The 24,261-nt window shown below is 44.7% G+C and carries 21 protein-coding genes; 9 read left to right on the top strand and 12 right to left on the bottom strand.

Annotated elements, in window-relative coordinates:
* Positions 1-251: 251 nt before the first annotated feature.
* From OU793_RS03340 to cobT, 5 genes are all read right to left on the bottom strand, one after another.
* Positions 252-2,051: a M3 family oligoendopeptidase gene (locus OU793_RS03340; protein WP_140103821.1), complete on the bottom strand. Its 1,800-nt coding sequence runs from the start codon at positions 2,049-2,051 to the stop codon at positions 252-254.
* 144 nt (positions 2,052-2,195) lie between these two features.
* On the bottom strand, positions 2,196-2,810 hold the full coding sequence (gene cobC, locus OU793_RS03335) for an alpha-ribazole phosphatase (protein WP_005480583.1): 615 nt from the start codon (positions 2,808-2,810) through the stop codon (positions 2,196-2,198).
* 12 nt (positions 2,811-2,822) lie between these two features.
* On the bottom strand, positions 2,823-3,356 hold the full coding sequence (cobU, locus tag OU793_RS03330; RefSeq protein WP_021823050.1) for a bifunctional adenosylcobinamide kinase/adenosylcobinamide-phosphate guanylyltransferase: 534 nt from the start codon (positions 3,354-3,356) through the stop codon (positions 2,823-2,825).
* Entirely contained in the window at positions 3,353-4,105 is a 753-nt protein-coding gene (locus OU793_RS03325) for an adenosylcobinamide-GDP ribazoletransferase (RefSeq protein ID WP_180793919.1), read from the bottom strand. Before OU793_RS03325 ends, cobU begins: the two co-directional genes overlap by 4 nt.
* Before the next feature lie 44 nt (positions 4,106-4,149).
* Positions 4,150-5,193 carry a nicotinate-nucleotide--dimethylbenzimidazole phosphoribosyltransferase gene (cobT, locus tag OU793_RS03320; RefSeq protein ID WP_025521902.1) on the bottom strand — a complete coding sequence of 348 codons (1,044 nt, stop codon included), beginning with the start codon at positions 5,191-5,193 and terminating at the stop codon, positions 4,150-4,152.
* 683 nt (positions 5,194-5,876) lie between these two features.
* On the opposite strand from cobT, the gene OU793_RS03315 reads away from it, so the two are divergent.
* The 7 genes from OU793_RS03315 to purT all read left to right on the top strand — a co-directional run bounded on the left by OU793_RS03315 (position 5,877) and on the right by purT (position 13,399).
* Positions 5,877-6,572 (top strand): NAD(P)H-binding protein, encoded by a 696-nt coding sequence (locus tag OU793_RS03315; RefSeq protein WP_140103823.1) that lies wholly within the window; start codon positions 5,877-5,879, stop codon positions 6,570-6,572.
* Between the two features lie 192 nt (positions 6,573-6,764).
* Positions 6,765-8,138: an L-cystine transporter gene (locus OU793_RS03310; RefSeq protein ID WP_005486634.1), complete on the top strand. Its 1,374-nt coding sequence runs from the start codon at positions 6,765-6,767 to the stop codon at positions 8,136-8,138.
* 155 nt (positions 8,139-8,293) lie between these two features.
* Entirely contained in the window at positions 8,294-9,715 is a 1,422-nt protein-coding gene (gene sbcB / locus OU793_RS03305; RefSeq protein ID WP_138937472.1) for an exodeoxyribonuclease I, read from the top strand.
* Between the two features lie 55 nt (positions 9,716-9,770).
* Positions 9,771-10,145, top strand: a complete 375-nt coding sequence (locus OU793_RS03300) for a CidA/LrgA family protein (protein ID WP_005455074.1) — start codon at positions 9,771-9,773, stop codon at positions 10,143-10,145.
* 1 nt (position 10,146) lies between these two features.
* Entirely contained in the window at positions 10,147-10,824 is a 678-nt protein-coding gene (locus OU793_RS03295; protein ID WP_025522457.1) for an LrgB family protein, read from the top strand.
* Positions 10,825-11,188: 364 nt separating this feature from the next.
* A complete protein-coding gene (gene cdd / locus OU793_RS03290) occupies positions 11,189-12,076 on the top strand; it encodes a cytidine deaminase (RefSeq protein ID WP_015296604.1) in 888 nt (295 codons plus the stop codon).
* 147 nt (positions 12,077-12,223) lie between these two features.
* A complete protein-coding gene (purT, locus tag OU793_RS03285; RefSeq protein ID WP_005495504.1) occupies positions 12,224-13,399 on the top strand; it encodes a formate-dependent phosphoribosylglycinamide formyltransferase in 1,176 nt (391 codons plus the stop codon).
* Between the two features lie 101 nt (positions 13,400-13,500).
* On the opposite strand, the gene OU793_RS03280 is transcribed toward purT, so the two are convergent.
* Positions 13,501-14,151, bottom strand: a complete 651-nt coding sequence (locus OU793_RS03280) for a thiopurine S-methyltransferase (RefSeq protein WP_021486580.1) — start codon at positions 14,149-14,151, stop codon at positions 13,501-13,503.
* Between the two features lie 317 nt (positions 14,152-14,468).
* Between OU793_RS03280 and OU793_RS03275 the strand changes: the two genes are divergently transcribed.
* Positions 14,469-15,242 carry a phosphoribosylglycinamide formyltransferase gene (locus tag OU793_RS03275; RefSeq protein ID WP_005462651.1) on the top strand — a complete coding sequence of 258 codons (774 nt, stop codon included), beginning with the start codon at positions 14,469-14,471 and terminating at the stop codon, positions 15,240-15,242.
* Positions 15,243-15,363: 121 nt separating this feature from the next.
* Here OU793_RS03275 and ihfA read toward each other — a convergent pair whose 3' ends face one another.
* Positions 15,364-15,660, bottom strand: a complete 297-nt coding sequence (gene ihfA / locus OU793_RS03270) for an integration host factor subunit alpha (RefSeq protein WP_005462650.1) — start codon at positions 15,658-15,660, stop codon at positions 15,364-15,366.
* Positions 15,661-16,206: 546 nt separating this feature from the next.
* On the opposite strand from ihfA, the gene OU793_RS03265 reads away from it, so the two are divergent.
* Entirely contained in the window at positions 16,207-17,085 is an 879-nt protein-coding gene (locus OU793_RS03265; protein ID WP_021823327.1) for an AEC family transporter, read from the top strand.
* A gap of 183 nt (positions 17,086-17,268) precedes the next feature.
* On the opposite strand, the gene pheT is transcribed toward OU793_RS03265, so the two are convergent.
* From pheT to OU793_RS03240, 5 genes are all read right to left on the bottom strand, one after another.
* Entirely contained in the window at positions 17,269-19,674 is a 2,406-nt protein-coding gene (gene pheT / locus OU793_RS03260; RefSeq protein WP_025526703.1) for a phenylalanine--tRNA ligase subunit beta, read from the bottom strand.
* A gap of 18 nt (positions 19,675-19,692) precedes the next feature.
* Positions 19,693-20,676 carry a phenylalanine--tRNA ligase subunit alpha gene (gene pheS, locus OU793_RS03255; RefSeq protein ID WP_005385470.1) on the bottom strand — a complete coding sequence of 328 codons (984 nt, stop codon included), beginning with the start codon at positions 20,674-20,676 and terminating at the stop codon, positions 19,693-19,695.
* Positions 20,677-20,961: 285 nt separating this feature from the next.
* Complete coding sequence (locus OU793_RS03250; protein WP_140103979.1) at positions 20,962-22,107, bottom strand: GGDEF domain-containing protein; 1,146 nt, start codon at positions 22,105-22,107, stop codon at positions 20,962-20,964.
* 173 nt (positions 22,108-22,280) lie between these two features.
* A complete protein-coding gene (locus tag OU793_RS03245) occupies positions 22,281-23,453 on the bottom strand; it encodes a hypothetical protein (protein WP_180793937.1) in 1,173 nt (390 codons plus the stop codon).
* 15 nt (positions 23,454-23,468) lie between these two features.
* Entirely contained in the window at positions 23,469-24,260 is a 792-nt protein-coding gene (locus tag OU793_RS03240) for an outer membrane lipoprotein-sorting protein (protein WP_017448633.1), read from the bottom strand.
* Position 24,261 lies beyond the last annotated feature (1 nt).

The raw sequence follows: 24,261 nt of genomic DNA, 5'->3' as shown, positions 1-24,261 counted from the left end.
GCTGTGAACTTTACCACAGCCTTCTGTAAGATCATTATGATTTGATCAAGTTTGAGTGTCTGTTAACCTTTTGAGCCGATTTTTTCGGCGGTGTGCGGATTCTTTATACAACACATGGTCATTTGCTTTGTCACTGCTTCTATGAGCAAGCGGCTATGCGAACCAAAGAAACCGCCAGTACCACCAAATAGTTCGAACTGAAGCCCTATCCGAGCAAGATTCATCAACTAGGGTCAACAGAACTCAACGTTTTATTGGCTACGCTGCGCAAGTAGGCGTTCAAACTCATCGACTTTGTCGCGCACGAGCTCCACGCTTTGTTGCCAGAAGTCTGGTTTGGTTAAGTCCATCGATAGATGTTTTTCAACCACCTCTTCTGCCATCATGTTGCCAGTATCACGCAGTAAATTAACGTAATCAATGTAGAAGTTTTCACCTTTAGCTTCACGTTGCGCATAAATGCCTTTACTGAACAAGAAGCCGAATAGATACGGATAGTTATAGAAACTCACATCGGCAATCGAGAAGTGCAGCTTGCTTGCCCAAAAATAGGGGTCAGCTTCACTCATCACGTCTCCGTACCAATCTTCCCACGTTTCTGACATCAGATTACAGAAATCCTGAGCGGTTAATTCTCCCTCCTGACGACGTTCGTAGAATGCTTTTTCAAACTCGTATCGAACAGGAATATTGATCATTAACGCCAGCGCAGAAGACAACTCTTCCCACAGCATTTCGAGTTTGTCGTCCACACTTTCTGCTTTCGAGATCAAATGATCGCGTACGATATTCTCTGCAAAAATAGAAGCGGTTTCTGCCAGTGTCATTGGGTAGTAAGTTTGGCAAAGCGGCAGATCTCGAATAACCCAGTTATGGAAGGCATGACCAAGTTCGTGAGCCAATGTCATCAAATCAGAACGGCTACCACTCCACGTCATGAATACCAACGGTGTGCGCGTGGCTGGTAGCTTAGTGCAGTACGCCCCCAAACGTTTATTGGCATTGGGCGCGGCATCAATCCAACCGTTTTGAACCATTAAACGCACAAACTCAGACATCTCTGGGTTGACAGTTTCAAACGCTTCGCAAATCACATCGATTGCTTCATTGAAATCGTAGACTTTAGCATCACCGCTTAATGCAGGCATTGCAGCAAGGTGGTTCCACGGCTTCATCTCATCCAAACCGTGCACTTGCGCCATCAATTTACCGGCTTTTTGACCAATATCACGACTGTCCTTCGCCACTTTCATCATGGCAGCCAAGGTTTCAGAGTGAATGCGGCTACCGTACAAACTTGGATCTAAAAAGTGTACCTCTCGCTTAGTCGAGCGCTTTTTGTTTTCAGTTAAACGCCAGCCTGCAAGTGCATTTAAAATCGCGGCGAAAGACTCTTGGTGCGTTTCCATTGCTTTTTGGACGCCACGCCATGCCGCTTCTTGGCGGTCAAACTCTGAACCGTAAAGGATACTTGCAGCTTGGGAGAAACCGAGCTCTTCAGTAGTGCCATCAGCATGGTCTAACGTAACCTTTAACGAACCCGTCAAGTTATCGTACAAATTGCCCCACGCGGATTTTCCGTCCACACTCATCGCAGCTAAAAGCTTTTCTTCTTCCATACTCAAGCGTGTATCTGCCAGTTTTCTCGACTCCATAATAGAGAAAGCTTGACCGCTGATGTCTGGATTTTCGTGATCGAGAACGCGAGCAATGAACTCATCATCTGCATGCGTTAAGGTAAGTTCGAAAGCACTAAACGCTTGAGACAATTCAGAGAAAATACGCATCATACGACCAGAAAGCGCTTTCGCTTCGGCGTTAGTAGCGTTCACTGATGAGTAGCAATTTGCGAAGTTGTAGACCGTGCCCGCCAAGCGACTTGCTGCTTCGTTAGTCAGAATGGCATTTTGCATCACTTCCACATTTTCACAATCTTGCGATTGCTTATTCAGCAGGTCAATACATTGCTCAACAAGTGCGATATCGTCTTGAATTCGAGGGTCGGCAAGGTCGTTGTAAACGATGGATAAGTCCCAACTAGGAGTGGTCATTTTTTAGAGTTCCTTTTGATGTAATCGAATCGGCCTTTCCTCTTCCTCCTAACAAAATAGGATTTAGAAAGCCGATTTCTTCCATGACTAGGGCTGCTTTTCTTCCTTGATTTGTTTCGCGTTGAAGGCCAACAGCGCCTGATTTTAATCTTCTACAAGAGGCACGCCTATTGAACGAACTGAGGCGTAAATTTGGTCATCAATAGTAATTGTTATATGAGTGACTGAGGCATTTCCTATCGCCAATGTCGAATACCATTGAGGATTGCGCCAATCCACGCCCAAAACATGAGCGAGAATTATTCGAATTACGCCACCATGCGTGACAATTAACAAGTTGTCATTGATATCGTTAATGATTTGAGACCAAGCGCGACTAACGCGCTGAGAAAATGTGCTTAAGCTCTCGGCATTAGGCAACGAATGGTGAGCGGGTGATTGCCAAAAGGCATCGAGTTTTTTCCAATGTTCAGTAAGCAAATCAAATGGCATGCCATCGAAGTCACCAAAGTCCATTTCTTGCAGATCGTCTTCGGTGGTCATTGGCAACAATTGTTGCTCAGCTAATATTTGCGCCAAATCGTGACAACGAGAAAGCGGCGACGATATTATCCCCGCTACGTCGTATCCTTTGGTTTTCCAAGCCATGGCGATTTGCTGCTGCTCGGCCTCTTTCACTTTGAGATCAGTCTGACCATGTAAGCCAGGCGCGGCGTCTACTTTTCCATGACGCATAAGATAGATATTGAGCGTTTTCATTACCTTCGTATCCTATTCTTTAAGAACCAATGGCAACCCTGCCGCAACAAACGTTACTCGAGAGCATACTTGAGCAAGTTGTTGATTCATGCGCCCTGCATTATCAACAAAATAGCGGCTCACAGCACCCAGCGGCACGATGCCCATTCCCACCTCGTTAGAGACAAAAATCAGTGTCGCGCGAGAATTTTCAACCGCTTGAATGAGCTTTTCTATCTCTTGTTCTAATGACTCGTTACTGCAGACTTCACCTAGCTCAAAAATCCAGTTGTTCAGCCACAACGTTAAGCAATCAACCAATACAACGTCATTAGCATCAAAATGAGCAAGTAAATCAGGAAGTCGAAGGTGGCATTCGTGTTCATGCCACCCTTCCCCACGTTGAGCTTGATGATGCTTAATCCGCTCTCGCATCTCATCATCAAATGGCAACGCAGTAGCGACATAATGTAATGACTTGTTCTGCTTTTCGGATAACTGTCTTGCGGTTTGTTCAGCAAGTTTCGATTTTCCTGAACGAGCACCACCGAGAATTAACTGCTTCATATATTTTGATAAAACGCGATTAGAGTAAGGTAAACCAAGAGTTCAGAAAGCTGCTGCGCTGCACCTAAGCAATCGCCAGTAAAACCGCCAATGCGCTTAGCAAGCCAACGTTTGAATGCAAATCGAAATGCAAACAAAACGATGACGATAAATGATGTCTGCATTACCCCGAGAAAGAGCGAAACCACGCCCGCAGTAAACAGCAAAATGGCAACTTCAGACGAGGACTGCTTGTTCGCAAGCGGCTTGCTTTTCGAGGTGTCACTGTCACTCACATAAGGCATGTCGTAAATTAGCGTTGCAGCGAGGGCACGACTCGTGGTGTAGGCCACAACAATAACGAGCCAAAAATCAGGCAAATGCACCAACTCGCTCCAAAGGACAAACTTAGCCAACAACGCCATCACTAATGTTGCGGCACCATAAGTCCCGATGCGGCTGTCCTTCATGATAGAAAGACGACGTTCAACCGTCATACCGCCGCCAATGCCATCCGCCATATCAGTCAAACCATCTTCGTGAAAAGCACCGGTGAGCAACAGGCTGAACGCCATGGTTAATACAATAGCAACAGAATCAGGGAAAATAAGTTGAGTGAAGTAGAACACAAGCGCGCAAAGCACACCAAGAATCACACCAACCAAGGCAAAATATCGCCCGGCTTGGTTCATACGCTCTTCGCTGTAAGGTAAGTCACTCGGTACAGGCAAGCGGCTAAAAAAGCTCACAGCCAAGAGGAATAGCTCCATTTGATAGCGTAGCGTTGCTTGTCTTGAACTTTTTGACTCAGACACTAAACCGTTACTCCTGCACTCTCAAAACTGGCCATTTTATTATAGAACTGCGCAGCGGCCCTCAATAGCGGCAATGCCAACGCAGCACCTGTTCCTTCACCGAGGCGGAGCCCTAAATCCAGCAAAGGTTCGGCTTTTAATGACTCCAACACAAACTTGTGTCCGTTTTCTTCTGAACGATGTGCAAACAGCATGTAGTCACGTGTTTCTTCATCTAGTAACGTGGCAACATACGCCGCGACAGAGACAATAAAACCATCGACAAGCACTGGCGTTTTCAAACGCTTCGCCTCAAGGAACGCCCCAACCATCTGTACGATTTCAAATCCACCAACTTGCGATAATACAGCTTTGGCGTCTAGACCTCGACAACGACTTACCCCTTGAGCAACCAACTTTAACTTTCGGCTCAACTGCTCTGAGTTGATGCCCGTACCAAGACCAACACAGTGGTTTACCTCAAGCGGGCTGAGTGCCGCCAATAATGCGGAAGCCGAGCTGGTATTTCCAATGCCCATCTCGCCAAACATCAGTAAGTTAGATCCTGAATAGATGGTGCTTTGCGCCACTCTTGCACCATATTCCAAACCAAGCGCTACTTGTTCAGAAGACATCGCCGCTTGCTTTGAAAAATTGGCAGTGCCATTTCCTAAACGCTGCTCAATTAAATTCGGATGAGATTTAAACTCAGGAACCATGACTTCGATTGGCGCAAGCATACCGCAGTCAATCACTTTGAATTCGATTTGGTTTACATCGCAAAAGCAGTTAATTGCCGCACCTCCAGCAAGGAAGTTTGCAACCATTTGCTGGGTAACTTCACTCGGTGCGATGCTAATGCCTTCTTTCGCAACACCATGGTCGCCAGCAAACACCAACATCGTTGGCTTGCGAATAACAATCTCTTCAACGGCTTGTGCTTGATCTTGGCTTTGAATCAACGCTAACTGCAATGCGACTTTTTCTAGCAACCCTAGAGCACCTAAGGGTTTGGTTTTGTTATCAATGCGCGTTTGAATATCTGCGGAAAAAGAGCAATCCATGTTTGGTATTCCTTCAAGTAATTGGTGTTCGTTCGATAGAAACGTTGTCTACAGTTGCGTATGCATTACGACGAGACAAGATAAAAGGCTGACGACGAATGAGAGAATAAGTGTACGCCTCTTTCATTCTATTTCATCTGATTTTCTCTTTTTGCTGATGTTTTTAGCATTCTGACTGTCATATTGACAAGAATATGATTCTAGGTGGCTGTTTTTACATAAATAGAAAAGTGATACGAATACATATCACCTGGATATCCGGCACAAAAAACCAAGCCCATACAACCAAGCAAACCATTGAAATCTATAACCAAAAAACAAACCAAAGTGACTAAAACCAAGCATTTATAACATGTCTAACACCTAATAAACTCAACGATTGGCACAACAAATGCTTGAATTAACTTGTCCCAATAAAATGGAGAGAGAATTATGTTTGCCAATCAAAGTCGTCGCCCTGCTAAGAGAAGCAAGCCCAAGCCGCAGCGCAAAACCCGGCGCTCAATTCCCTTATCACTCTCCTGAGCCTAAGACCCGTAAATAACGGGTCTTTTTTTAACATGCGATATCGAGCTCGCCACTGCACAAATTTGATGGAGAGTTGCGGCTTATTCTTGCTCTTTCAGCGTGTTGGCATAAGCTACTAATGCCTAAGCACTTGTTCTCTAAAGAGGAAGCATACAATGACAAACGATGTTAACACTTGCGTAATCATCGCTGGCGCAACTGGGTTAGTCGGCAGCAAAGTGGTCGAAAACCTCATTGCTCAGTCAGGTATTTCTCATTTGTACTCCCTCTCCAGACGCCCGCTTAAAGACATTTATGACCCAACAAACAAAATCATTCCAATCATTGATGCAGAGCTCACTATTCATCAATGGAATGAAAATCAAACAACGCCCGATATAGGTTTCATTTGTTTGGGCACGACTCTCAAGCAAGCAGGCAGTAAAGAAAACCTGCGTAAAGTCGATGTCGAACTGGTCACTTCGGTCGCACAGCAAATGAAAATGGTCGGCGTAAAACGCCTTGCGGTGGTGTCTAGTTTAGGTGCCAACCGTTCCTCTCCTTCTCACTATCTTGCTTGCAAAGGACAAATGGAGCAGACCATTGAAAAAATGGGATTTGATGAAGTGGTGTTTGTGCGTCCAGGCCCTTTAGTTGGTGAACGCGATCACCCGCGAAGTGATGAAAAGCTTGTTCAAGCTTTATTCAAAGTCATTCGCCCACTTATGATAGGGAAATTGTCTAACTTTCTACCGATTAAAGCCGAAGAAGTGGCCAAAGCGATGATTTGTCAAGTTTACAGTTATCAGGAAAATTCGGTTGTTTATCTACAAAGAAAAGAAATGCTCGACCTACTGCATCATTATGACTAGTCATTTTGCTTAAAAATCACGCTAAACAGTAAGCTCACGAGATTTATCTCTCATTTTTATATTCATTTTAGATCTATCTAATACCTGTTTGTCATTTTTAAAGTTATATCCTGAGCGTTATCTTACGGCATCAGTATATAACCCCGTATAAAAAACAGTCGGCGTTTCACGCCAGATTGATAAGGTCAGATTATGGATTTTGCAGTGATAGCCTCTCTTGCCGTGTTTATAGGCATATTATTCTTTCTTTTTACCCAGCAACAAAAACAGAACACCCTTTCTCGTCTCGTTTTAATTGGTCTTGTTACTGGCTCTCTTTTTGGCTTGGCTCTTCAGCTTATTCACGGTGAAGGCAGCGACGTCATTTCGAAAACACTAGAATGGGTTGGTATTGTTGGTAGCGGCTATGTCGGCTTGCTAAAAATGGTGATCATGCCACTTGTGTTGGTTTCGATGATTTCTGCGGTAGTAAAACTGGAGAAAGGTGGCTCACTTGGCAAAATCTCTGGTCTGACGATTTCTGTGTTGCTAGTCACCACAGCAATTTCGGCTTTGATCGGTATTCTTGTTACTTCTGCGTTTGGTCTGTCAGCAGAAGGGCTAACTGAAGGCGCTCGTGAAACGGCTCGAATTGCGGTTCTTGAAAGCCGAGCGGGTACAGTAAGCGATCTAACCATTCCACAAATGCTAGTAAGCTTTATTCCGACAAACCCATTTGCAGACTTAACGGGAGCACGCTCAACCTCAATCATTGCTGTTGTCATTTTTGGTGTACTAACTGGTATTGCAGCTCGCAAAGTAATGATGGAAAAAGAGGAATTGGAATCACCAATTCGCACGTTTGTTGAAGCGGCTCAATCTATCGTTATGCGCTTAGTAAAAATGATCATGGCGCTTACACCTTACGGTATTGCTGCATTGATGGCGAAAGTGGTTGCAACCTCAAATGCATCCGACATCCTAAACCTACTTGGTTTTATCGTCGCGTCATACGTCGCTATTGGTTTGATGTTTGTTGTGCACGGCATTTTGGTTTCATTCGTTGGCGTTAGCCCTGTTGAATACTTCAAGAAAATTTGGCCTGTATTGACGTTTGCGTTCACTTCTCGCAGTTCGGCGGCAACCATCCCATTGAATATTGAAGCGCAAGTGACCAAGCTCAATGTGCCACCAGCGATCGCGAACCTATCTGCTTCTTTCGGTGCAACAATTGGTCAGAATGGTTGTGCGGGTATCTACCCTGCGATGCTAGCTGTGATGGTTGCCCCAACAATGGGTATTAACCCACTAGACGTAAACTTCATTCTTTCTCTGATTGCGATCATTACTATCAGCTCGTTTGGTATTGCGGGCGTTGGTGGCGGTGCAACATTTGCGGCATTGATTGTTCTTCCAGCAATGGGCTTGCCTGTAACGATCGCTGCACTTTTGATCTCAATTGAACCTCTGATTGATATGGCTCGTACTGCGCTGAACGTTTCTGGCTCAATGACGGCAGGCACCATTGCAAGCCGAGTGTTGAAGTCCTCAGAAGCTGAAACGGCTCTTGAAGAAACGAAAGCCTAATCCTTATTTGCTGCCTAAGCAGACAAATGCAAAACTTCAAGCCGATGGTTCGCCATCGGCTTTTTCATTTTCACAACTTCACCTTGCATCTTTCGTTGCTAGTCAAGGCGTTGAATGGTCTAATACTCTTATCGGTTCCGTAAACGGTAAGCAGAATGCACCAAGATAATCAGCCCACTTTTTTCTTCTTTGACTACGAGACTTGGGGTACAAATCCCGCGAAAGATCGTCCAAGCCAATTTGCTGGTGTTCGCACAGATGAAAACTTCAATATCATCGGCGAACCTCTGGTGATGTACTGCCAGCTTCCTGCTGATTATCTACCTTCTCCGGAAGCTGCATTAATTACGGGTATTACGCCGCAAAAGGCGATGCAAGAAGGTCTATCCGAGCCTGAGTTCATTGTTAAGATTCACGCCGAGTTATCGAAACCCAAAACCACCAGCCTAGGCTACAACAGCATTCGTTTTGATGACGAAGTGACGCGTTACACCTGTTACCGCAACTTTATCGACCCATACGCGTGGAGCTGGCAAAACGGCAACTCGCGTTGGGACTTGCTCGATGTATTGCGTGCATGCCATGCGTTGCGTCCTGAAGGCGTAGAATGGCCCGAGAATGAAGACGGCTTCACCAGTTTCAAGTTAGAACATTTATCGGTTAAAAATGGCATTGAGCACAGTAATGCGCACGACGCGATGGCTGACGTTATCGCAACGATTGAGATGGCAAAGAAAGTCAAAGCCGCACAGCCAAAACTGTTCGATTACTTCTTCTCTATGCGCCACAAACGTAAGCTGAATGAACTGGTTGATATTGTAAACATGACACCGCTGATGCATGTCTCAGGCATGTTAGGTCGCGAATGCCAATACACCAGCTGGATTGTGCCTGTCGCGTGGCATCCAACGAATAACAACGCGGTTATTACGATTGATTTAGCCAAAGATCCGCAGCCAATTCTTGAACTTTCAACCGAAGAGTTGCACGAACGTCTCTACACCAAGCGTGAAGACCTCGGCGACCTACTACCCGTACCGGTGAAACTGGTTCACCTCAATAAGTGCCCTATTTTAGCACCAGCGAAAACGTTGACGGCGGAAAACGCAGAAAACATCGGTATTGATCGTCAGAAGTGTCTCGATAATTTGGCACTACTTCGCCAGCACCCTGAGATTCGAGAAAAACTAATCGGCTTGTTCTCTATCGAGCGTCAATTTGAAAAAAGCGATGATGTGGACACTCAACTTTACGATGGCTTCTTCTCTCCAGCTGACCGTGCAGCGATGGATATTATCCGCGAAACCGATCCAAACAATCTTGCTGCCTTAGATATCGAGTTTGACGATAAACGCATCAAACCGCTGCTATTCAGATACCGTGCTCGTAACTTCCCAGGCACTCTCGATGAGCAAGAGCAACGACGCTGGGCACTTCATTGCCGAGAGGTATTTGAAAGCCAAATCGAAGAGTATATGCTGAATTTAGAAAACTTAGTTCACGAACATGAAAGTGACGAAAAGAAGATTGCAATATTAAAATCCGTTTACCGTTATGTAGAGAGCCTAGCCTCCTAATTTCTACTTATCCAAGCGCACCTTATGGTGTGCTTGTCGTTTATATGCTGTCAAAATGATAAAAGATCGATTCTTACAACTGATCCAACTGCTCATCTCCCTCTTCCTCATCATGGGAGCACTTGGAATCGGAATTACTATTCAAAAATTCACTGGCGTTTCTGTTCCCGGAAGTGTCATCGGTATGCTTGTACTGTTTTTCTCCATGACACTTGGCCTTGTCAAAGTGGATTGGGTAAAACCGGGCGCAACGCTATTCATTCGCTACATGATCTTACTCTTTGTCCCAATCAGTGTGGGACTCATGCAGCACTTCGATATGCTACTTGCGAATGCATTGCCAATCATCGCCAGTGCCGTCGGTGGTTCACTCATTGTCTTGGTCAGCCTTGCTTGGCTACTGGACTACTTGCTAAAGGAGAAACATTAATATGTGGTTAATTGTCACTATTGTCGTTTTCCTGATTGCTCGCCAAATCGCAATTAAGATCAACAGCCCACTTGCAAACCCTTTGTTGATCAGTATTGCAGTACTGATTCCTTTATTAACGTACCTCAATGTACCGTTTGAGACATACTACGCCGACAACGAAGGCATCAGCTTTTTACTACAACCAGCTGTTGTAGCGTTGGCTTACCCTTTGTACGAGCAACTCCCTCAAATCAAAGCCAACTGGCGAATCATCACGTTTGCTTGTACGCTCGGAAGTGTTATGTCAATGGCAACCACAACCCTCATCGCCGTTGCATTTAAAGCTGACATCAGTTTAATCGCGAGCCTAGTAGGTAAGTCAGTGACCACTCCGATTGCAATGGAAATCTCAAGCCACCTTGGTGGTGAAGCGGCAGTCGCTGCAATCTTAGTACTGATCGTAGGTCTTCTTGGCGCTATTTTGGCGTACCCAATCTACAACCTAATCGGCATTAAGCATCCAATTGCTCGCGGTTTGACGATGGGCACAGTATCGCACGCGCTGGGTACTGCAACTTGCGCAGAGAAACAACCTGTCGACGCAGCGTTTTCATCGTTAGCGTTGGTGCTATGCGGCATCATCACTTCCATTCTCGCTCCGAGCTTTTTTGGTTTAGCAGTCTGGCTATATCAATAAGTCATTGTGACGGTCTGTCCTCCTTCCGACAGGCCGTCACTTTCCTTTTCTCATCGTAGTACGCTGTTGAAAACGATTTTCGCTACAAAGCACACTTCCCATCTAACGTGTCCCAACAAGATTCATAACTAAACGCTATCTTTCGCTGCTAGCATATTTTCATTACTTGGGTATATGAATATCCATTGATATAGTTATTTATGAGACGAAGTTAACGCTCAACACGATTGCAATCGAATACATGTGTGAGCTCACTCTAATTATGTAACAGAAATATCAATTGCATTATTTAACGTGATCTAAAGCACGGAACATTTCTCTCCTTTGCATAGAATAACTGTCCATGCAATAACAAGGATTCAACATGAAAAGTCGCATTGAACAGGCGCTAGCAAGCGCTCCTGAAGCACTTTCAAAACAACTTGCTCCTATCGTCCTAGCCGACGATTTTGATGCTACTCTTTCAGCGCAGCAGTTTGAGCAATTGCTTTCAGCTACCAGCCTATCAGATAAAGAGCTGCGTGTTGCTCTACTTCCTTTTGCCGCTGCATATTCTTACGCTCCTATTTCTGAGTTCTATGTTGGTGCAATTGTTCGAGGCTTGTCTGGCCGTCTGTACTTTGGTGCAAACATGGAGTTCTTTGGTGTTCAGTTAGGCCAAACTGTTCACGCAGAACAATCTGCAATTAGCCACGCTTGGATGAAAGGCGAACACGGTGTCAAAGACATCACCATCAACTTTAGCCCTTGTGGTCACTGCCGCCAGTTTATGAACGAACTGTCGACTGCTAAAGAGTTGAAAGTTCAGCTACCTGAGCGCGACGAAAAGTCATTACATGAATACTTACCAGAAGCTTTTGGTCCAGCAGACCTTGGTATTGAGTCTGGTTTGATGGCCGAAGTAAAACACCAATTTGTGTGTGATGATGAAGACGCATTGATTCAACAAGCCGTCGAAGCGATGAACATGAGCCATGCGCCGTATACCAATAACCTCAGTGGTTTGGCATTAGAGCTCGCGAACGGTCGTGTGTTTAAAGGTGCTTATGCAGAAAACGCCGCATTTAACCCAAGCCTTCCACCGCTGCAAGTAGCACTGATTCAAGTGTTGTTGGCAGGCGAAACCTTCGACAGCATTAAGGCTGCCGCTCTAGTTGAAAACTCTAAGGGGAAAATCAGTCACCTAGCAGACACACAGTCTACGTTAGAAGCGCTAAACCCAGATATTCCCGTCAGTTTTGTTAACGTATAAAATTCACTAATATGTCATTAAAAGCTCTACAACATGTAGAGCTTTTTTATTGACAAAAAACCACAAGCAAACGTTTGCTTCGCAATGAAAAATCAGTATGATCCCCTGCAATTTCTGTCTCATCACTTTATTTTGTAAGGGAACACTATGTTCGGTACTGCAACCAGCGCAAATGCTACCCGTGTATTACTATTAGGCTCTGGTGAGCTTGGTAAAGAAGTGGCAATTGAATGCCAACGACTAGGTCTAGAAGTGATTGCTTGTGACCGTTATGCAGACGCACCTGCGATGCAAGTCGCTCATCGTAGCTACGTGCTCGATATGTTGGATGGTAAGGCTCTAGAAGAGATCATAAACAAAGAGCAGCCTGCTTACGTTGTTCCAGAAATAGAAGCTATCGCGACCGACAAACTTGTCGAACTTGAAGAGAAAGGCCTGAATGTTGTGCCAACGGCGAAAGCGACCAAGCTCACAATGAACCGTGAAGGTATTCGTCGCTTAGCCGCAGAAGAACTAGACCTATCCACCTCCCCTTACCGATTTGCAGACAACTACGATGACTTTAAAGCCGCAGTAGAGCACGTAGGTATCCCATGTGTGGTCAAACCTGTCATGAGTTCATCTGGCAAGGGACAGAGTGTCATCAAAACGGAAGACGATATTGAAAAAGCATGGGACTACGCACAAGAAGGCGGCCGAACTGGCGCAGGTCGAGTCATCGTTGAAGGCTTTATCGATTTTGATTACGAAATTACTTTGTTGACCGTTAGAGCAGTGGATGGTGTTCACTTCTGCGCGCCAATTGGTCACCGTCAAGAAGATGGTGATTACCGTGAATCATGGCAGCCACAAGCAATGTCGGAAAATGCAATAAAAGCAGCAGAGTACACGGCAGAGAAAGTCGTAAACGCTTTAGGTGGGTACGGTATTTTCGGCGTAGAGCTCTTTGTTAAAGGTGACAAGGTTATTTTCAATGAAGTGTCTCCTCGTCCGCATGACACTGGCATGGTTACGATGATCTCTCAAGAGATGTCCGAGTTTGCTCTTCATGTTCGCGCATTTACTGGAATGCCGATTAATAAAATCGTTCAGTATGGCCCTTCTGCATCAGCGGTGATCCTAGGCCAAGGCACATCAACGGACATTCGTTTCGACAACCTTGCGAAGGCTTTAGCGCAACCTCAAACTCAAGTGCGCTTATTTGGCAAACCAGAAATCGATGGTCGTCGTCGTTTGGGTGTCGTGTTAACTCGCCGTAAAACTATTGAAGAGTCTGTTCAAGACGCGGTCGAAAACGCAAAGAAAGTAAAAATCGTTTACTAATCTTTGAGTTCTCAACAATCAAAAAAAGCGCAGCTTTATATCGCTGCGCTTTTCTTTTATTTGCGAGTTCTATTCATAAACTCACTAGTACGGAAATCGTCTTACTGAGCTTCAATTAAGTACACTTCTTCAGAGAAGCGGCTTAAACCCTTCTTCGCGATCTTTGGATGATGTTCATCAGCTTGATCGACGTTTAAGCATGTTACCTTGTAGCCTGCAAACAACTGTTGAATTTCTTCCAATGGCACACTAAATGGAGGACCAGCCATTTCCTCTTGCGGATAGTTCAATGTCACAAGCAAAATACGACCGCCCGGATTCAAAAGCTGCTTCAAGCGCGCTACGTACTCTTCTCGCATATCTTGCGGCAAAGCCACCAACGCAGCGCGATCATAAACGATATCGGCTTGAGAAACTGGAGCAGTAAAGAAATCACCAGCATAAATCGACAGTTCATCAAACTGATACAACTCGTGCATACCACTAATTGGGGTCACAGTTGGTGTATAAAAGTGTTCAGCAAAGAAAGAACGCACCGCTATTTGGCTCAACTCAACCCCCTCCACAGAATCATGTTTCGTTGCTAACCAAACGAGATCTTCAGACTTACCACACAAAGGAACCAAGACTTTGTCTTCACGTTTCGGATTCGCATGGTGCCAGTACGCTGGCAATAGAGGGTTCACATCTTCCAAATGAAAACCGATTTGATTACTGGCCCACTTACTGTGCCAAAATTCTTGATCTCTCATTCTTACTTTCTACTTGTTGGCTGATTTTCGTTTTGTGGGGTAAGACTAATGATTTTTTTAAATTTGTCTATGCCGTTCATCTTTGGTTAATACTGCGATGATAGGATGTCATCGTTCCTTGGAGAACAAACTCTTTATTCTCTAAGCAGAATAAAGAAAAGAGAAATGGTGATCTAACGCACGATTCCTCCAAAAGGTTAATTTTTAGCCTTGGAATCTTTCGGAAAGTCCCCATAAATAAGTTAGTACCTAATTTGCCCAGTCTTAGCGACTTTTACGTTCCCATTTTCTAAGTGCAAGCAAGTTAAGGAGAGTGAATGAGCTTATTTCTACGTACTACAGCATTGATGCTTTTGGTACTAAGCCGTGCGCCGGCATTCGCCGCACTTCCTAATGCCCCAAGTAATGAACAAAATCGTTCCCCTAGTCAAAACGAGGTTTGTTCTAAACTATTTAAACACAGCCTTAGCGGCTTGTATGGAATCCAATCCATCGACTCTCGTCCAACCCAGCCTTATTCAGATTTCGATATTCTTTACAGCAAAGCGCATCAAGCCCAATTCGAGCTTGAAACCATTTGTAAAAGTACCGCCCTACTCAACGATGCTCAGCCATATTTCGCTGGCGTAAAATCTAAACATCGCGCCGAAGAAAAAATCGCACATGAACTGGATGGCCAAGTAGAACGCATTACTGACTTAGCTCGTGCGACTATTGTGGCGGAAGATGTGGCAAGTTTGGTCTCTATTTACGAAACGCTAGAGCGCGAAACAACTATCGTTAAAGTCAAAAACCGCTTTAAGAAACCTGGCCCTTCTGGCTACCGTGATCTGAACTTGTTAGTCCGTTTGCCAAAAACGAATTTGATCGCAGAAGTACAGCTGCACTTAAAAGCGATTGCGGATGTAAAAAATGGTCCTGAACACGACCTGTATGAGCAAATTCAAAAGCTTGAACGTCAAGCATCAATGGAAAAGCGAAATCTAAGCGAGATTGAAATGGCTTCCATTAAGAATATGCGTAGCCAAGCGAAAAACTTATACCAACAAGCATGGCAGCCTTACTTAACGACGCATTTAGAAGCGGCATAAACAAAAACGCAGCTTGAGAAACAACAAAACCACCGCAATGCGGTGGTTTTCGTTTGTATGAAAACATCAAATTTCATACATAACAAAAGACCACGACTAAGCGTGATCTATTTGATTGGTTTTACTGTTCTTTTTTTAGATTTTCTACACGAGCTTTTAACTTCTGGCCCGGGCGAAACGTAACTACACGTCGAGCAGTAATTGGAATATCTTCACCGGTTTTCGGGTTACGACCAGGTCGTTCATTCTTGTCACGAAGATCAAAATTACCAAAACCTGACAGTTTTACCTGTTCGCCACTTTCCAGTGCCTTACGAATCTCTTCAAAGAACACTTCCACCGTTTCCTTGGCGTCCCGTTTACTAAATCCTAATTTATCAAACAGGTTTTCTGCCAATTCGGCTTTTGTGAGCGCCATAAAACTTTCCTCAAAGCTATGTTAAACAATGCTACCTAGTGTAGCGCCAGAGCAGTTTTACCCTACCAATTCAACAACATATCGGGGTTACATCAGGAAGTGTATGACAAGCTTATGATTTTCGCCAACTTTTTTCTTTGCGAATAAAAGGAATGCCGATGTATAAATTATTGTTAAATAGCGACATTTCAATATTTTTTGTTTAGTGAATGCTTAATTACAAAAAATATCCAGTCAATATGACTAAACAATAACAACAAAACGACATTAATCACTATTTAATAAAAATATCAGAGATTGGCTATTTTACAGACACATGACATAAAACTTGTCGGTATTTCAGTGATTTGTATGTAACTTGATACGTAACAATTAGTTCAAAGGTACGACCACTCCATATAGCTAATGTGCTTTGAGAAAGCTTGATTTAATCCACGGTTCTCATTGTTTCACCATGACGCAATGCATAAAGGTTTGATACTGTGATTACCACTTAGTTGATTAACCAACTAAGCGCACATCTACCTCATATACACTAAGGCGACCATGATTAATCAGATCATTAATATTCTTTTTCCTGTGTTCGCTCTTGTCGGTGTGGGCTATCTAGTCGGACGCCATATCAAACCTGATTTTCGCCCCATCAATCGAATTAATATCGATGTATTCACGCCAGCTCTGGTGTTTTCCTCATTAGCGAGCATGCCGCTCGACTCTGAACAAGGTCCCCTGCTCTTAGCTGCCATCATTGCGGTTTTAATTCCGGGGTTACTCATGATTCCGATTTGTAAAATCACTGGGCTAACATTTAAAGCTTGGGCTCCACCTCATATGTTTCGAAATAGCGGAAACCTTGCGATACCGTTGTTCACTTATACATTTGGCGAAGCCGCCCTTTCTTCTGCTGTACTGCTGTTTGTAGTATCAGCTTGCTTACATATCAGCGTAGGTGTGATGTTGTTAAGTAACGGGAATCCATTGAAACAAATCATAAAGATGCCAATTTTCTTATCGGCATCGCTCGCATTATGTTTGAACTTATCAGGTATTGGCGCGTGGACACCGTTGTATGAAGCAACAGCACTGCTAGGGCAAGCCGCTGTTCCGGTAATGCTGCTTTCTCTTGGCTCACAAATGTGCCATCTAAGACTGGATGGATTAAAAGTTGGCGTTTTGTGTACCGTTCAATCGTTAACGACTGGCGCAATCGCGTTTGCAATCATTTATTGGTTTATTCCTTTACCAACCATGCAACTACAAATGATGGTGCTGTTCACCATGCTACCTCCAGCGGTCATGAATTATCTGTTTGCAGAGCGACTGAATATCGAACCGATGACAGTGGCATCCATGGTGTTGTTTGGGAACTTCTTTAGCGTATTGACGTTGCCATTGCTCCTAAGTTACACGCTGTCGTTGGCGTAAGTGAACCTTGAGAGTCCATCGTTGCTGTTGGTAGGCAAACCTGAAGGTTCGGATTTTCGACACTATCTTTCTATGTAATCTTGTTTCACAATCTATGGTTGCATTAGTGGAATAGGCATAAAAAAAACCCTGCCAATTTGGCAGGGTTTTCAGTCTCTTAAAAAGTTTGTTACGCTGCGTTAATTAGTCGCGTAGAGCTGCACCAAACTTCTCAGATACGTGAGTAACGATAGCATCAACCGCACCAGCGATGTCTGCATCTTCAAGCGTACGCTCAAGTGACTGTAGGGTCAGAGCGATAGCTAGGCTCTTCTTACCTTCTTCAACGCCTTTACCTACGTAAACGTCGAACAGCTTCGCATCTTTAAGGAACTCGCCACCTTGCTCTAGACAAGCGTTAACGATGTCACCAGATGCAACAGCTTCGTCCACGACTACTGCGATATCACGACGGTTTGAAGGGAACTTAGAAAGCGCTACCGCTTCTGGGATCACTTTGCTGTTGATTGCAGACCATTCGATTTCGAATACGATTGTGCGACCGTTTAGACCGAACTTACGCTCAAGCTCAGGGTGAACAGTACCGATCACGCCCACTTCTTTGCCATCTACGATGATTGCCGCAGATTGACCTGGGTGAAGAGCTGGGTTAGCTTTTTTGCTTTCAGGTGACAGTGCAGCGAAAGAGTACGCTTTTTCGTTAGCAGACAGTTCTAGAATTGCTTCTAGGTCGCCTTTAAGGTCGAAGAAATCAACCGTATTAGTTTCGATATCCCAATGTTCTTCACCGCGAGTACCAGCGATAACACCCGCTAGCATAGGCTCTTGGCGCATGCCGTTTTCTGCAGATTCACATGGGATGAAACGTAGGCCGTATTCGAATAGACGAACGCGTGGCTGTTGACGCTTCTGGTTGTGAACAACCGTGTTCAGTAGACCTTGGATAAGACCAAGACGCATTGCTGACATGTCTGCAGAAATTGGGTTTGGAAGTACTAGAGGCTCAACACCAGGTACAACTAGCTTTTGCTGCTCAGGCTCAACGAAGCTATAAGTAATTGCTTCGTGGTAACCACGGTCAACAAGAAGATCACGAACGCGTTTCAGTGGAAGATCCGCTTCAACGTGGTTGTGCATCTTAAGTGCTGCTGCTGGGTTTTGGTTAGGAATGTTGTCGTAACCGTAGATACGGCCAACTTCTTCAATCAGGTCTTGCTCGATAGCGATATCGAAACGCCATGTTGGCGCTACTGCCACCCAACCTTCTTCAGAAGCTTCAACAGTCAAACCTAGGCGCTCTAGGATTTCTACTACGTCAGCATCAGCGATGTGGTGACCTAATAGGTTGTCTAGTTTAGAACGACGTAGAGCAACTTTGTTTGGCTTAGGTAGGTCTGCTTCAGATTCTACAGCTACAACAGGTGCTACTTCACCACCACAAATTTCAACTAGAAGCTGAGTTGCGCGCTCCATTGCGCTCGCTTGTAGTGCGTAATCCACACCACGCTCGAAACGCATTGAAGAATCAGTGTGCAGACCGTAGCTACGTGCACGACCACGGATGTGGTCAGGCGCGAAGAATGCACACTCAAGTAGAACGTCTTTAGTCTCAGTTGTTACACCAGACTCTTCACCACCAAAGATACCTGCGATTGCAAGCGCTTTGTTGTGGTCAGCTACAACTAATGTATCTGCGTTTAGTTCTGCTTCGCTGCCGTCTAGAAGTGTTAGCTTCTCACCTTGCTCCGCCATACGAACTACGATGCCACCTTCGATCTTCGCTAGATCGAACGCGTGCATTGGTTGGCCTTGCTCTAGAAGAACATAGTTAGTGATGTCTACTACAGGATCGATAGAGCGGATACCACAGCGACGCAGTTTCTCTTGCATCCATAGTGGCGTTTCAGCTTGAACGTTTACGTTCTTAACCACACGACCTAGGTAACGTGGACACGCAGCAGGTGCTTTCACTTCGATAGACACTTTGTCTTCGATTGAAGGAGCAACCGCTTCTACTGATGGCTCAGTCACGTCAGCGCGGTTAAGTACGCCGACTTCACGAGCTAGGCCACGAATGCTGAAACAGTCAGCGCGGTTTGCTGTTAGGTCTACGTCTACAGTTACGTCGTCTAGACCTAGGAATTCACGGAAATCGGTACCGATTACTGCGTCTTCTGCTAGCTCCATGATGCCGTCTGACTCAACGTCGATACCTAGTTCAGTGAATGAACAAAGCATGCCGTGAGATGGTTGGCCACGTAGTTTCGCTTTTTTGATTTTGAAATCACCAGGAAGAACAGCACCAACTGTTGCTACTGCTACTTTCAGACCTTGGCGACAGTTGTGTGCGCCACAAACGATGTCTAGAAGCTCTTCTTCGCCAACATCAACTTTAGTTACGCGCAGTTTGTCTGCATCTGGGTGTTGACCACATTCAACAACGTGGCCGACTTTAACGCCAGTAAAAGAACCAGCAACAGGAAGAACGTCGTCTACCTCTAGGCCGGCCATTGTAATTTGGTGAGTTAGCTCGTCAGTAGTAACCGCAGGGTTTACCCACTCACGAAGCCATGATTCGCTGAATTTCATGTTGATGAACCCTCTGGATTACTTGAACTGTTTTAGGAAACGAAGGTCGTTCTCGAAGAACGCACGAAGGTCGTTCACGCCGTAACGAAGCATTGTTAGACGCTCAACACCCATACCGAATGCGAAACCAGAGTATTTTTCAGGATCGATGCCTACGCTACGTAGTACGTTCGGGTGAACCATACCGCAGCCTAGTACTTCTAACCATTTACCGTTTTTACCTTTCACGTCTACTTCTGCTGAAGGCTCAGTGAATGGGAAGTAAGATGGACGGAAACGTACTTCTACTTCTTCTTCGAAGAAGTTACATAGGAAATCGTGCAGAATGCCTTTTAATTGAGCGAAGTTAACGTTCTCATCAACCAGCATACCTTCCACTTGGTGGAACATTGGCGTATGCGTTTGGTCGTAGTCGTTACGGTATACACGGCCCGGTGCGATGAAACGGAATGGTGGTTTACCATTTTCCATCGTACGGATCTGTACGCCTGACGTATGAGTACGAAGCATCAAATCTGGATTGAAGAAGAAAGTATCGTGGTCAGTACGCGCTGGGTGATCAGCGGCGATGTTTAGCGCATCGAAGTTGTGGAATGCATCTTCGATCTCTGGGCCTGCTTCGGTGTTAAAACCAAGTTCGCCAAAGAACTTCTCGATACGCTCTACAGTACGAGTTACTGGGTGTAAACCACCGTTTTCAATACGACGACCTGGTAGTGTTACGTCGATTGTTTCTGCTGCTAGTTTCGCTTCAAGCTCTGCACGTTGTAGTGCGTCTTTACGAGCTGCGATAGCTTGCTGAACTACGCCTTTCGCTTTGTTGATCTCTTGACCAGCTTCACGGCGCTCTTCTGGTGGTAGTTTACCTAGGCTTTGAAGTTGAGCAGTTAGCTCACCTTTTTTACCCAGATACTGAACACGCACTTCATCAAGTGCGACTAGCGATTCGGCAGCTTCAATTGCAGTGCTCGCGCTAGCAATGATCTCTTCTAGATGTTGCATCGTTTCCTCATCTACCTGTTGGTAGTGTCCATAAGGGAGTGATTGGTTTTTTGATAGCTGTACATAGTAGCCAAACCAGACACCAATGCCAAATTGAATTATAAAAAGAAGAGGTTATTGAATAAAAAGAACACAAAAACGTAAAAAAAGCACTGTTATCGAACTTAACGGTGTGCGAGCGCTTGTGTAACAAGCACCAGTTTCATAAATAAGCTTACAAACATAGAAGGGGAAAATGCATTAACTTGGTAGCAGAATCTCACCATTCAAATCATTCCGCACTGATTAGTTTTGTCGGACAGAAACCGGCTCTTGCGTTACGTACTTTTGAACAGCCCGAACTTTATTTTTACCTTCTTGCTTCGCTAAATAAACGGATTCATCGGCTGCGCGAATCAAATCGGTGTACGTACTCATGTTTTCTGTTCGTTCTGCAACACCAACACTGATGCTCCCTCTCCACGGTTCATAACACGTTGGAACGAGCATTTGAGACACCTGTTTTCTTACCATTTCCGCAACATATAACCCGCCGTCCAATCCTGTGTCTGGACAAATAACAAAGAACTCATCACCTCCCAATCTGCACACGATATCATCGCTACGAAAATGATATTTAAGTGCTTGTGCAAGCTCGATTAACACCAAGTCCCCGGCCTCATGCCCACACGTGTCATTGACTTGTTTAAAATAATCCGCATCAATCATGATACAAACCAAAGGCAGTGCTTTGTGCTCCGTGTCATCCCAAAGCTTTTTCAACGTTTTGATTGCACTGCGTCGATTGGGAAGTTGAGTTAATGAGTCCGTTAATGACAGCGCTTCCAGCTGCTTATTTGCCGTTAACAACTGGTTCGTTCTTGCTTCTACTTTTTCTTCTAATTCCAAATTGAGTTTTAAGAGATCACGATTACGTTCGGACACTTGAGAAAACAGCGCATTGAGTGCTTCTAGTAATGGCTCGGTAGACGCGTTAGCTTGTTGCTCTTGTTCGCGATAAGCTTCTAAAGGAGAAACGCCTCGTTCGATGGCTTTGATCTGTTTCGCCATATTTTGATCGATGCCAAGAATGTGGTACGCCAACCAATGAATGAGAAAATCCAACAACTGCTCCGCTGATTGCCGATTATCTTCGTTAATAAAACTTTGCATGCTGACAATATCGCCCATAAAAGTGCGATGTACTTGAATATGCTTTTGGAGATGCTCGTGATGAATCCCCACTTCTCTCATTAAATTTTCCTCTTCTTTGAAGTGAAATTCGGCGTAACGAGAGAGTTCAAATAACGCGCTCTGAATATCCGCTATAGAAATCGTGTTTCGCGTCAAAAGTTTGCCGTACTTATTAATAAACTCAACGAGATACTGGTGTTGGTCGTCAACATCTTCGATTCCTGTTTCAAAATAGATGTCCCAACGAAATGAATTCAACGTTACTACTCCCAATATCGACGAGTCTATATCAAGTCACCATGAGCAACCTGAAATGCCACAATAAATATAGGGAATAGTAACGATAAAAGTTTTCTAACACCTCACTGAGTAGTCAAAATAATGACAAAGATCTCCATGATGGATTATTTTCGCTAAGCAATTCAGCAAATCTAAAAATAATACTGTATAGAGAGCTCAATAAAATCGTCGTCTCGAGCAAAATAAAGTAAGTCTGTCGGCGTATCATTTTTAAATAACCACGCATCAACTTGCCACTTCAGATGGTTCGATATTCTGCTAGAGGCTTCTAACTTTGCGTTATAAACATCTGAGTTATCCAAATCTTGCGTAATCCCAGTGAGAATTTCAGTTCCATCCTCATCATTTAAGGCAAAGCGGACACCTGCAAACACATCATTTTGACCGATGTTCTGTGCGTTATTTCCCCGACTATCATAGAGGTACTCTCCAATAAGGCCGACATCCCAAACCGTATCAAAAGCGCCGACGATGGTATATTCGAAACCCGTCACCACGCCAACATGATGGTCATAACTATCTCGATATACACTTTCAAGCTTCCATAACCAATCTCCGACAATGCCTTGAACATCAATACCGAAATGACTCATCAGCGCATAATATGGTTTGAGTTCACCTTGCTCGAATCGAAAATAGGGATCTCGATTGGTCCCATACAAATAGCTCAAACCAATATCCCAATCACCCAGCATTTTGGAATATCGAAATGCCACATCAATGTGTTTCTCTTCCCTACTCGATTCATAAATAGCGCTGTCAGAAATAACAGGCTCCGTACGTAAACGTCCGTCTTGACCAGCAAAAGTACGCTCCCGAAAATAAGGAAGTACCATGGCATGAAAAGCGCCCCAATCTTTAATCGCCGTAAAATGTACCATTGGCTGACCCAGTTTATCTTCGCCATCAACCGCTTCCACGGCATCTGTTTGGTTCACAACATCAACCAGATGCGCGGACTCGGTGACGCCCCAAAACACTTTACTGATCCCAACTCTAAGCTCGTAATCATCCCAATACGTGAGAAAAAGCGCTTCTCTAATGTCACCGTGGGTTCTTTCATCATCGAGGCTATCGACTCGAAAAAACGGTGTGAAGGTGAAGCTACTATCTCCGCTTTGGAAGTCCCAGTAAAATTCAGGCTGAACTACAACAGAGCTTTGGCCTTTACTCTGCCCTTGCAGCCCGTGAGAGAGAAATTGTCGATGCTCAACATTCAATTGCCCCGCAAGCTCAAATGCGAACAGCGAGGGCGTTACCAACATCGCGAGTATTCCGCCAAGTTGGTTTACTCCTTTGCCCATATTCATACCACTCCCTTATTTAACTCGCTTGAGCACGTTTTTGTTGAAGTCGTTCTCTTCCAACCCTGTTTGAAAGCGCAAATCGCTAGTGTTCAATTCTGTACTTTTGCCAGTTTGGTGATTCGTCATTGCCATGGTATGTGCACGCCAATATTTATCGAGGTACTGCTTATAATTAGCGAAAGTTAGAGTTTTCAATAACGCGCCTTTTCGGTCGTAAAACTCGACTTTGAGAGGGCGATAATGCGCCTTGTCAAGCCATACTACCTGCTTGGTATAACCGGAGTTCTTGTCCGTTGGAATTTGCTCTAGCACGAATACGTCTTGCCCGTTAAACTTCTCATCCTTGAGGTGGTTAAAGCGGTATTTTTCGATTTCAAATGAACTCAAGTCTTCATACGCAAACTCGCTTCCCATAAACGGGCCCGACTTATTACGTGACGAAATTCGCTTTACTCGCTTTAAGGCAGGTAAATACAACCATTGGTCATCCGCACCAATGGTATGAGAATGGTTGAGAAAAGCCGTGCCCGTGACGTCCCGAGGCTGGTCAAAAATGGTCAGCCCTTTGTCGCCATCCCCTTCAACTTCGAGAGATTTCAATCGCATAAGGCGCGTACTGCTTTCACCTTGTGCGTTCTTTAAAATCATCTCCATGGTTGCGATAGAGTCGCCCCAACCTTCATCTCTTGCTTTTCGCTCCTGAGCAATTTCCAGCCCTTTTTCTTCATTCGCATAAGTGAATGGCGATGTAACTAGCGAAGCCGACAACATCAAAACTTGCAATACGTGGTTCATTTTTTTCATG

The organism is Vibrio sp. VP6 (assembly GCF_028823755.1).
GTDB lineage: Bacteria > Pseudomonadota > Gammaproteobacteria > Enterobacterales > Vibrionaceae > Vibrio > Vibrio parahaemolyticus.
The sequence above is the reverse complement of the archived record's forward strand: the minus strand, read 5'-3'. Positions and strand labels throughout refer to the sequence as shown.

What these genes read in the sequence shown, in the direction of transcription:
- OU793_RS03340 (WP_140103821.1), bottom strand. Translation starts at nt 2,051, where the DNA reads ATGACCACTCCTAGTTGGGACTTATCCATCGTTTACAACGACCTTGCC.
- cobC (WP_005480583.1), bottom strand. Translation starts at nt 2,810, where the DNA reads ATGAAAACGCTCAATATCTATCTTATGCGTCATGGAAAAGTAGACGCC.
- cobU (WP_021823050.1), bottom strand. Translation starts at nt 3,356, where the DNA reads ATGAAGCAGTTAATTCTCGGTGGTGCTCGTTCAGGAAAATCGAAACTT.
- OU793_RS03325 (WP_180793919.1), bottom strand. Translation starts at nt 4,105, where the DNA reads ATGGAGCTATTCCTCTTGGCTGTGAGCTTTTTTAGCCGCTTGCCTGTA.
- cobT (WP_025521902.1), bottom strand. Translation starts at nt 5,193, where the DNA reads ATGGATTGCTCTTTTTCCGCAGATATTCAAACGCGCATTGATAACAAA.
- OU793_RS03315 (WP_140103823.1), top strand. Translation starts at nt 5,877, where the DNA reads ATGACAAACGATGTTAACACTTGCGTAATCATCGCTGGCGCAACTGGG.
- OU793_RS03310 (WP_005486634.1), top strand. Translation starts at nt 6,765, where the DNA reads ATGGATTTTGCAGTGATAGCCTCTCTTGCCGTGTTTATAGGCATATTA.
- sbcB (WP_138937472.1), top strand. Translation starts at nt 8,294, where the DNA reads ATGCACCAAGATAATCAGCCCACTTTTTTCTTCTTTGACTACGAGACT.
- OU793_RS03300 (WP_005455074.1), top strand. Translation starts at nt 9,771, where the DNA reads ATGATAAAAGATCGATTCTTACAACTGATCCAACTGCTCATCTCCCTC.
- OU793_RS03295 (WP_025522457.1), top strand. Translation starts at nt 10,147, where the DNA reads ATGTGGTTAATTGTCACTATTGTCGTTTTCCTGATTGCTCGCCAAATC.
- cdd (WP_015296604.1), top strand. Translation starts at nt 11,189, where the DNA reads ATGAAAAGTCGCATTGAACAGGCGCTAGCAAGCGCTCCTGAAGCACTT.
- purT (WP_005495504.1), top strand. Translation starts at nt 12,224, where the DNA reads ATGTTCGGTACTGCAACCAGCGCAAATGCTACCCGTGTATTACTATTA.
- OU793_RS03280 (WP_021486580.1), bottom strand. Translation starts at nt 14,151, where the DNA reads ATGAGAGATCAAGAATTTTGGCACAGTAAGTGGGCCAGTAATCAAATC.
- OU793_RS03275 (WP_005462651.1), top strand. Translation starts at nt 14,469, where the DNA reads ATGAGCTTATTTCTACGTACTACAGCATTGATGCTTTTGGTACTAAGC.
- ihfA (WP_005462650.1), bottom strand. Translation starts at nt 15,660, where the DNA reads ATGGCGCTCACAAAAGCCGAATTGGCAGAAAACCTGTTTGATAAATTA.
- OU793_RS03265 (WP_021823327.1), top strand. Translation starts at nt 16,207, where the DNA reads ATGATTAATCAGATCATTAATATTCTTTTTCCTGTGTTCGCTCTTGTC.
- pheT (WP_025526703.1), bottom strand. Translation starts at nt 19,674, where the DNA reads ATGAAATTCAGCGAATCATGGCTTCGTGAGTGGGTAAACCCTGCGGTT.
- pheS (WP_005385470.1), bottom strand. Translation starts at nt 20,676, where the DNA reads ATGCAACATCTAGAAGAGATCATTGCTAGCGCGAGCACTGCAATTGAA.
- OU793_RS03245 (WP_180793937.1), bottom strand. Translation starts at nt 23,453, where the DNA reads ATGGGCAAAGGAGTAAACCAACTTGGCGGAATACTCGCGATGTTGGTA.
- OU793_RS03240 (WP_017448633.1), bottom strand. Translation starts at nt 24,260, where the DNA reads ATGAAAAAAATGAACCACGTATTGCAAGTTTTGATGTTGTCGGCTTCG.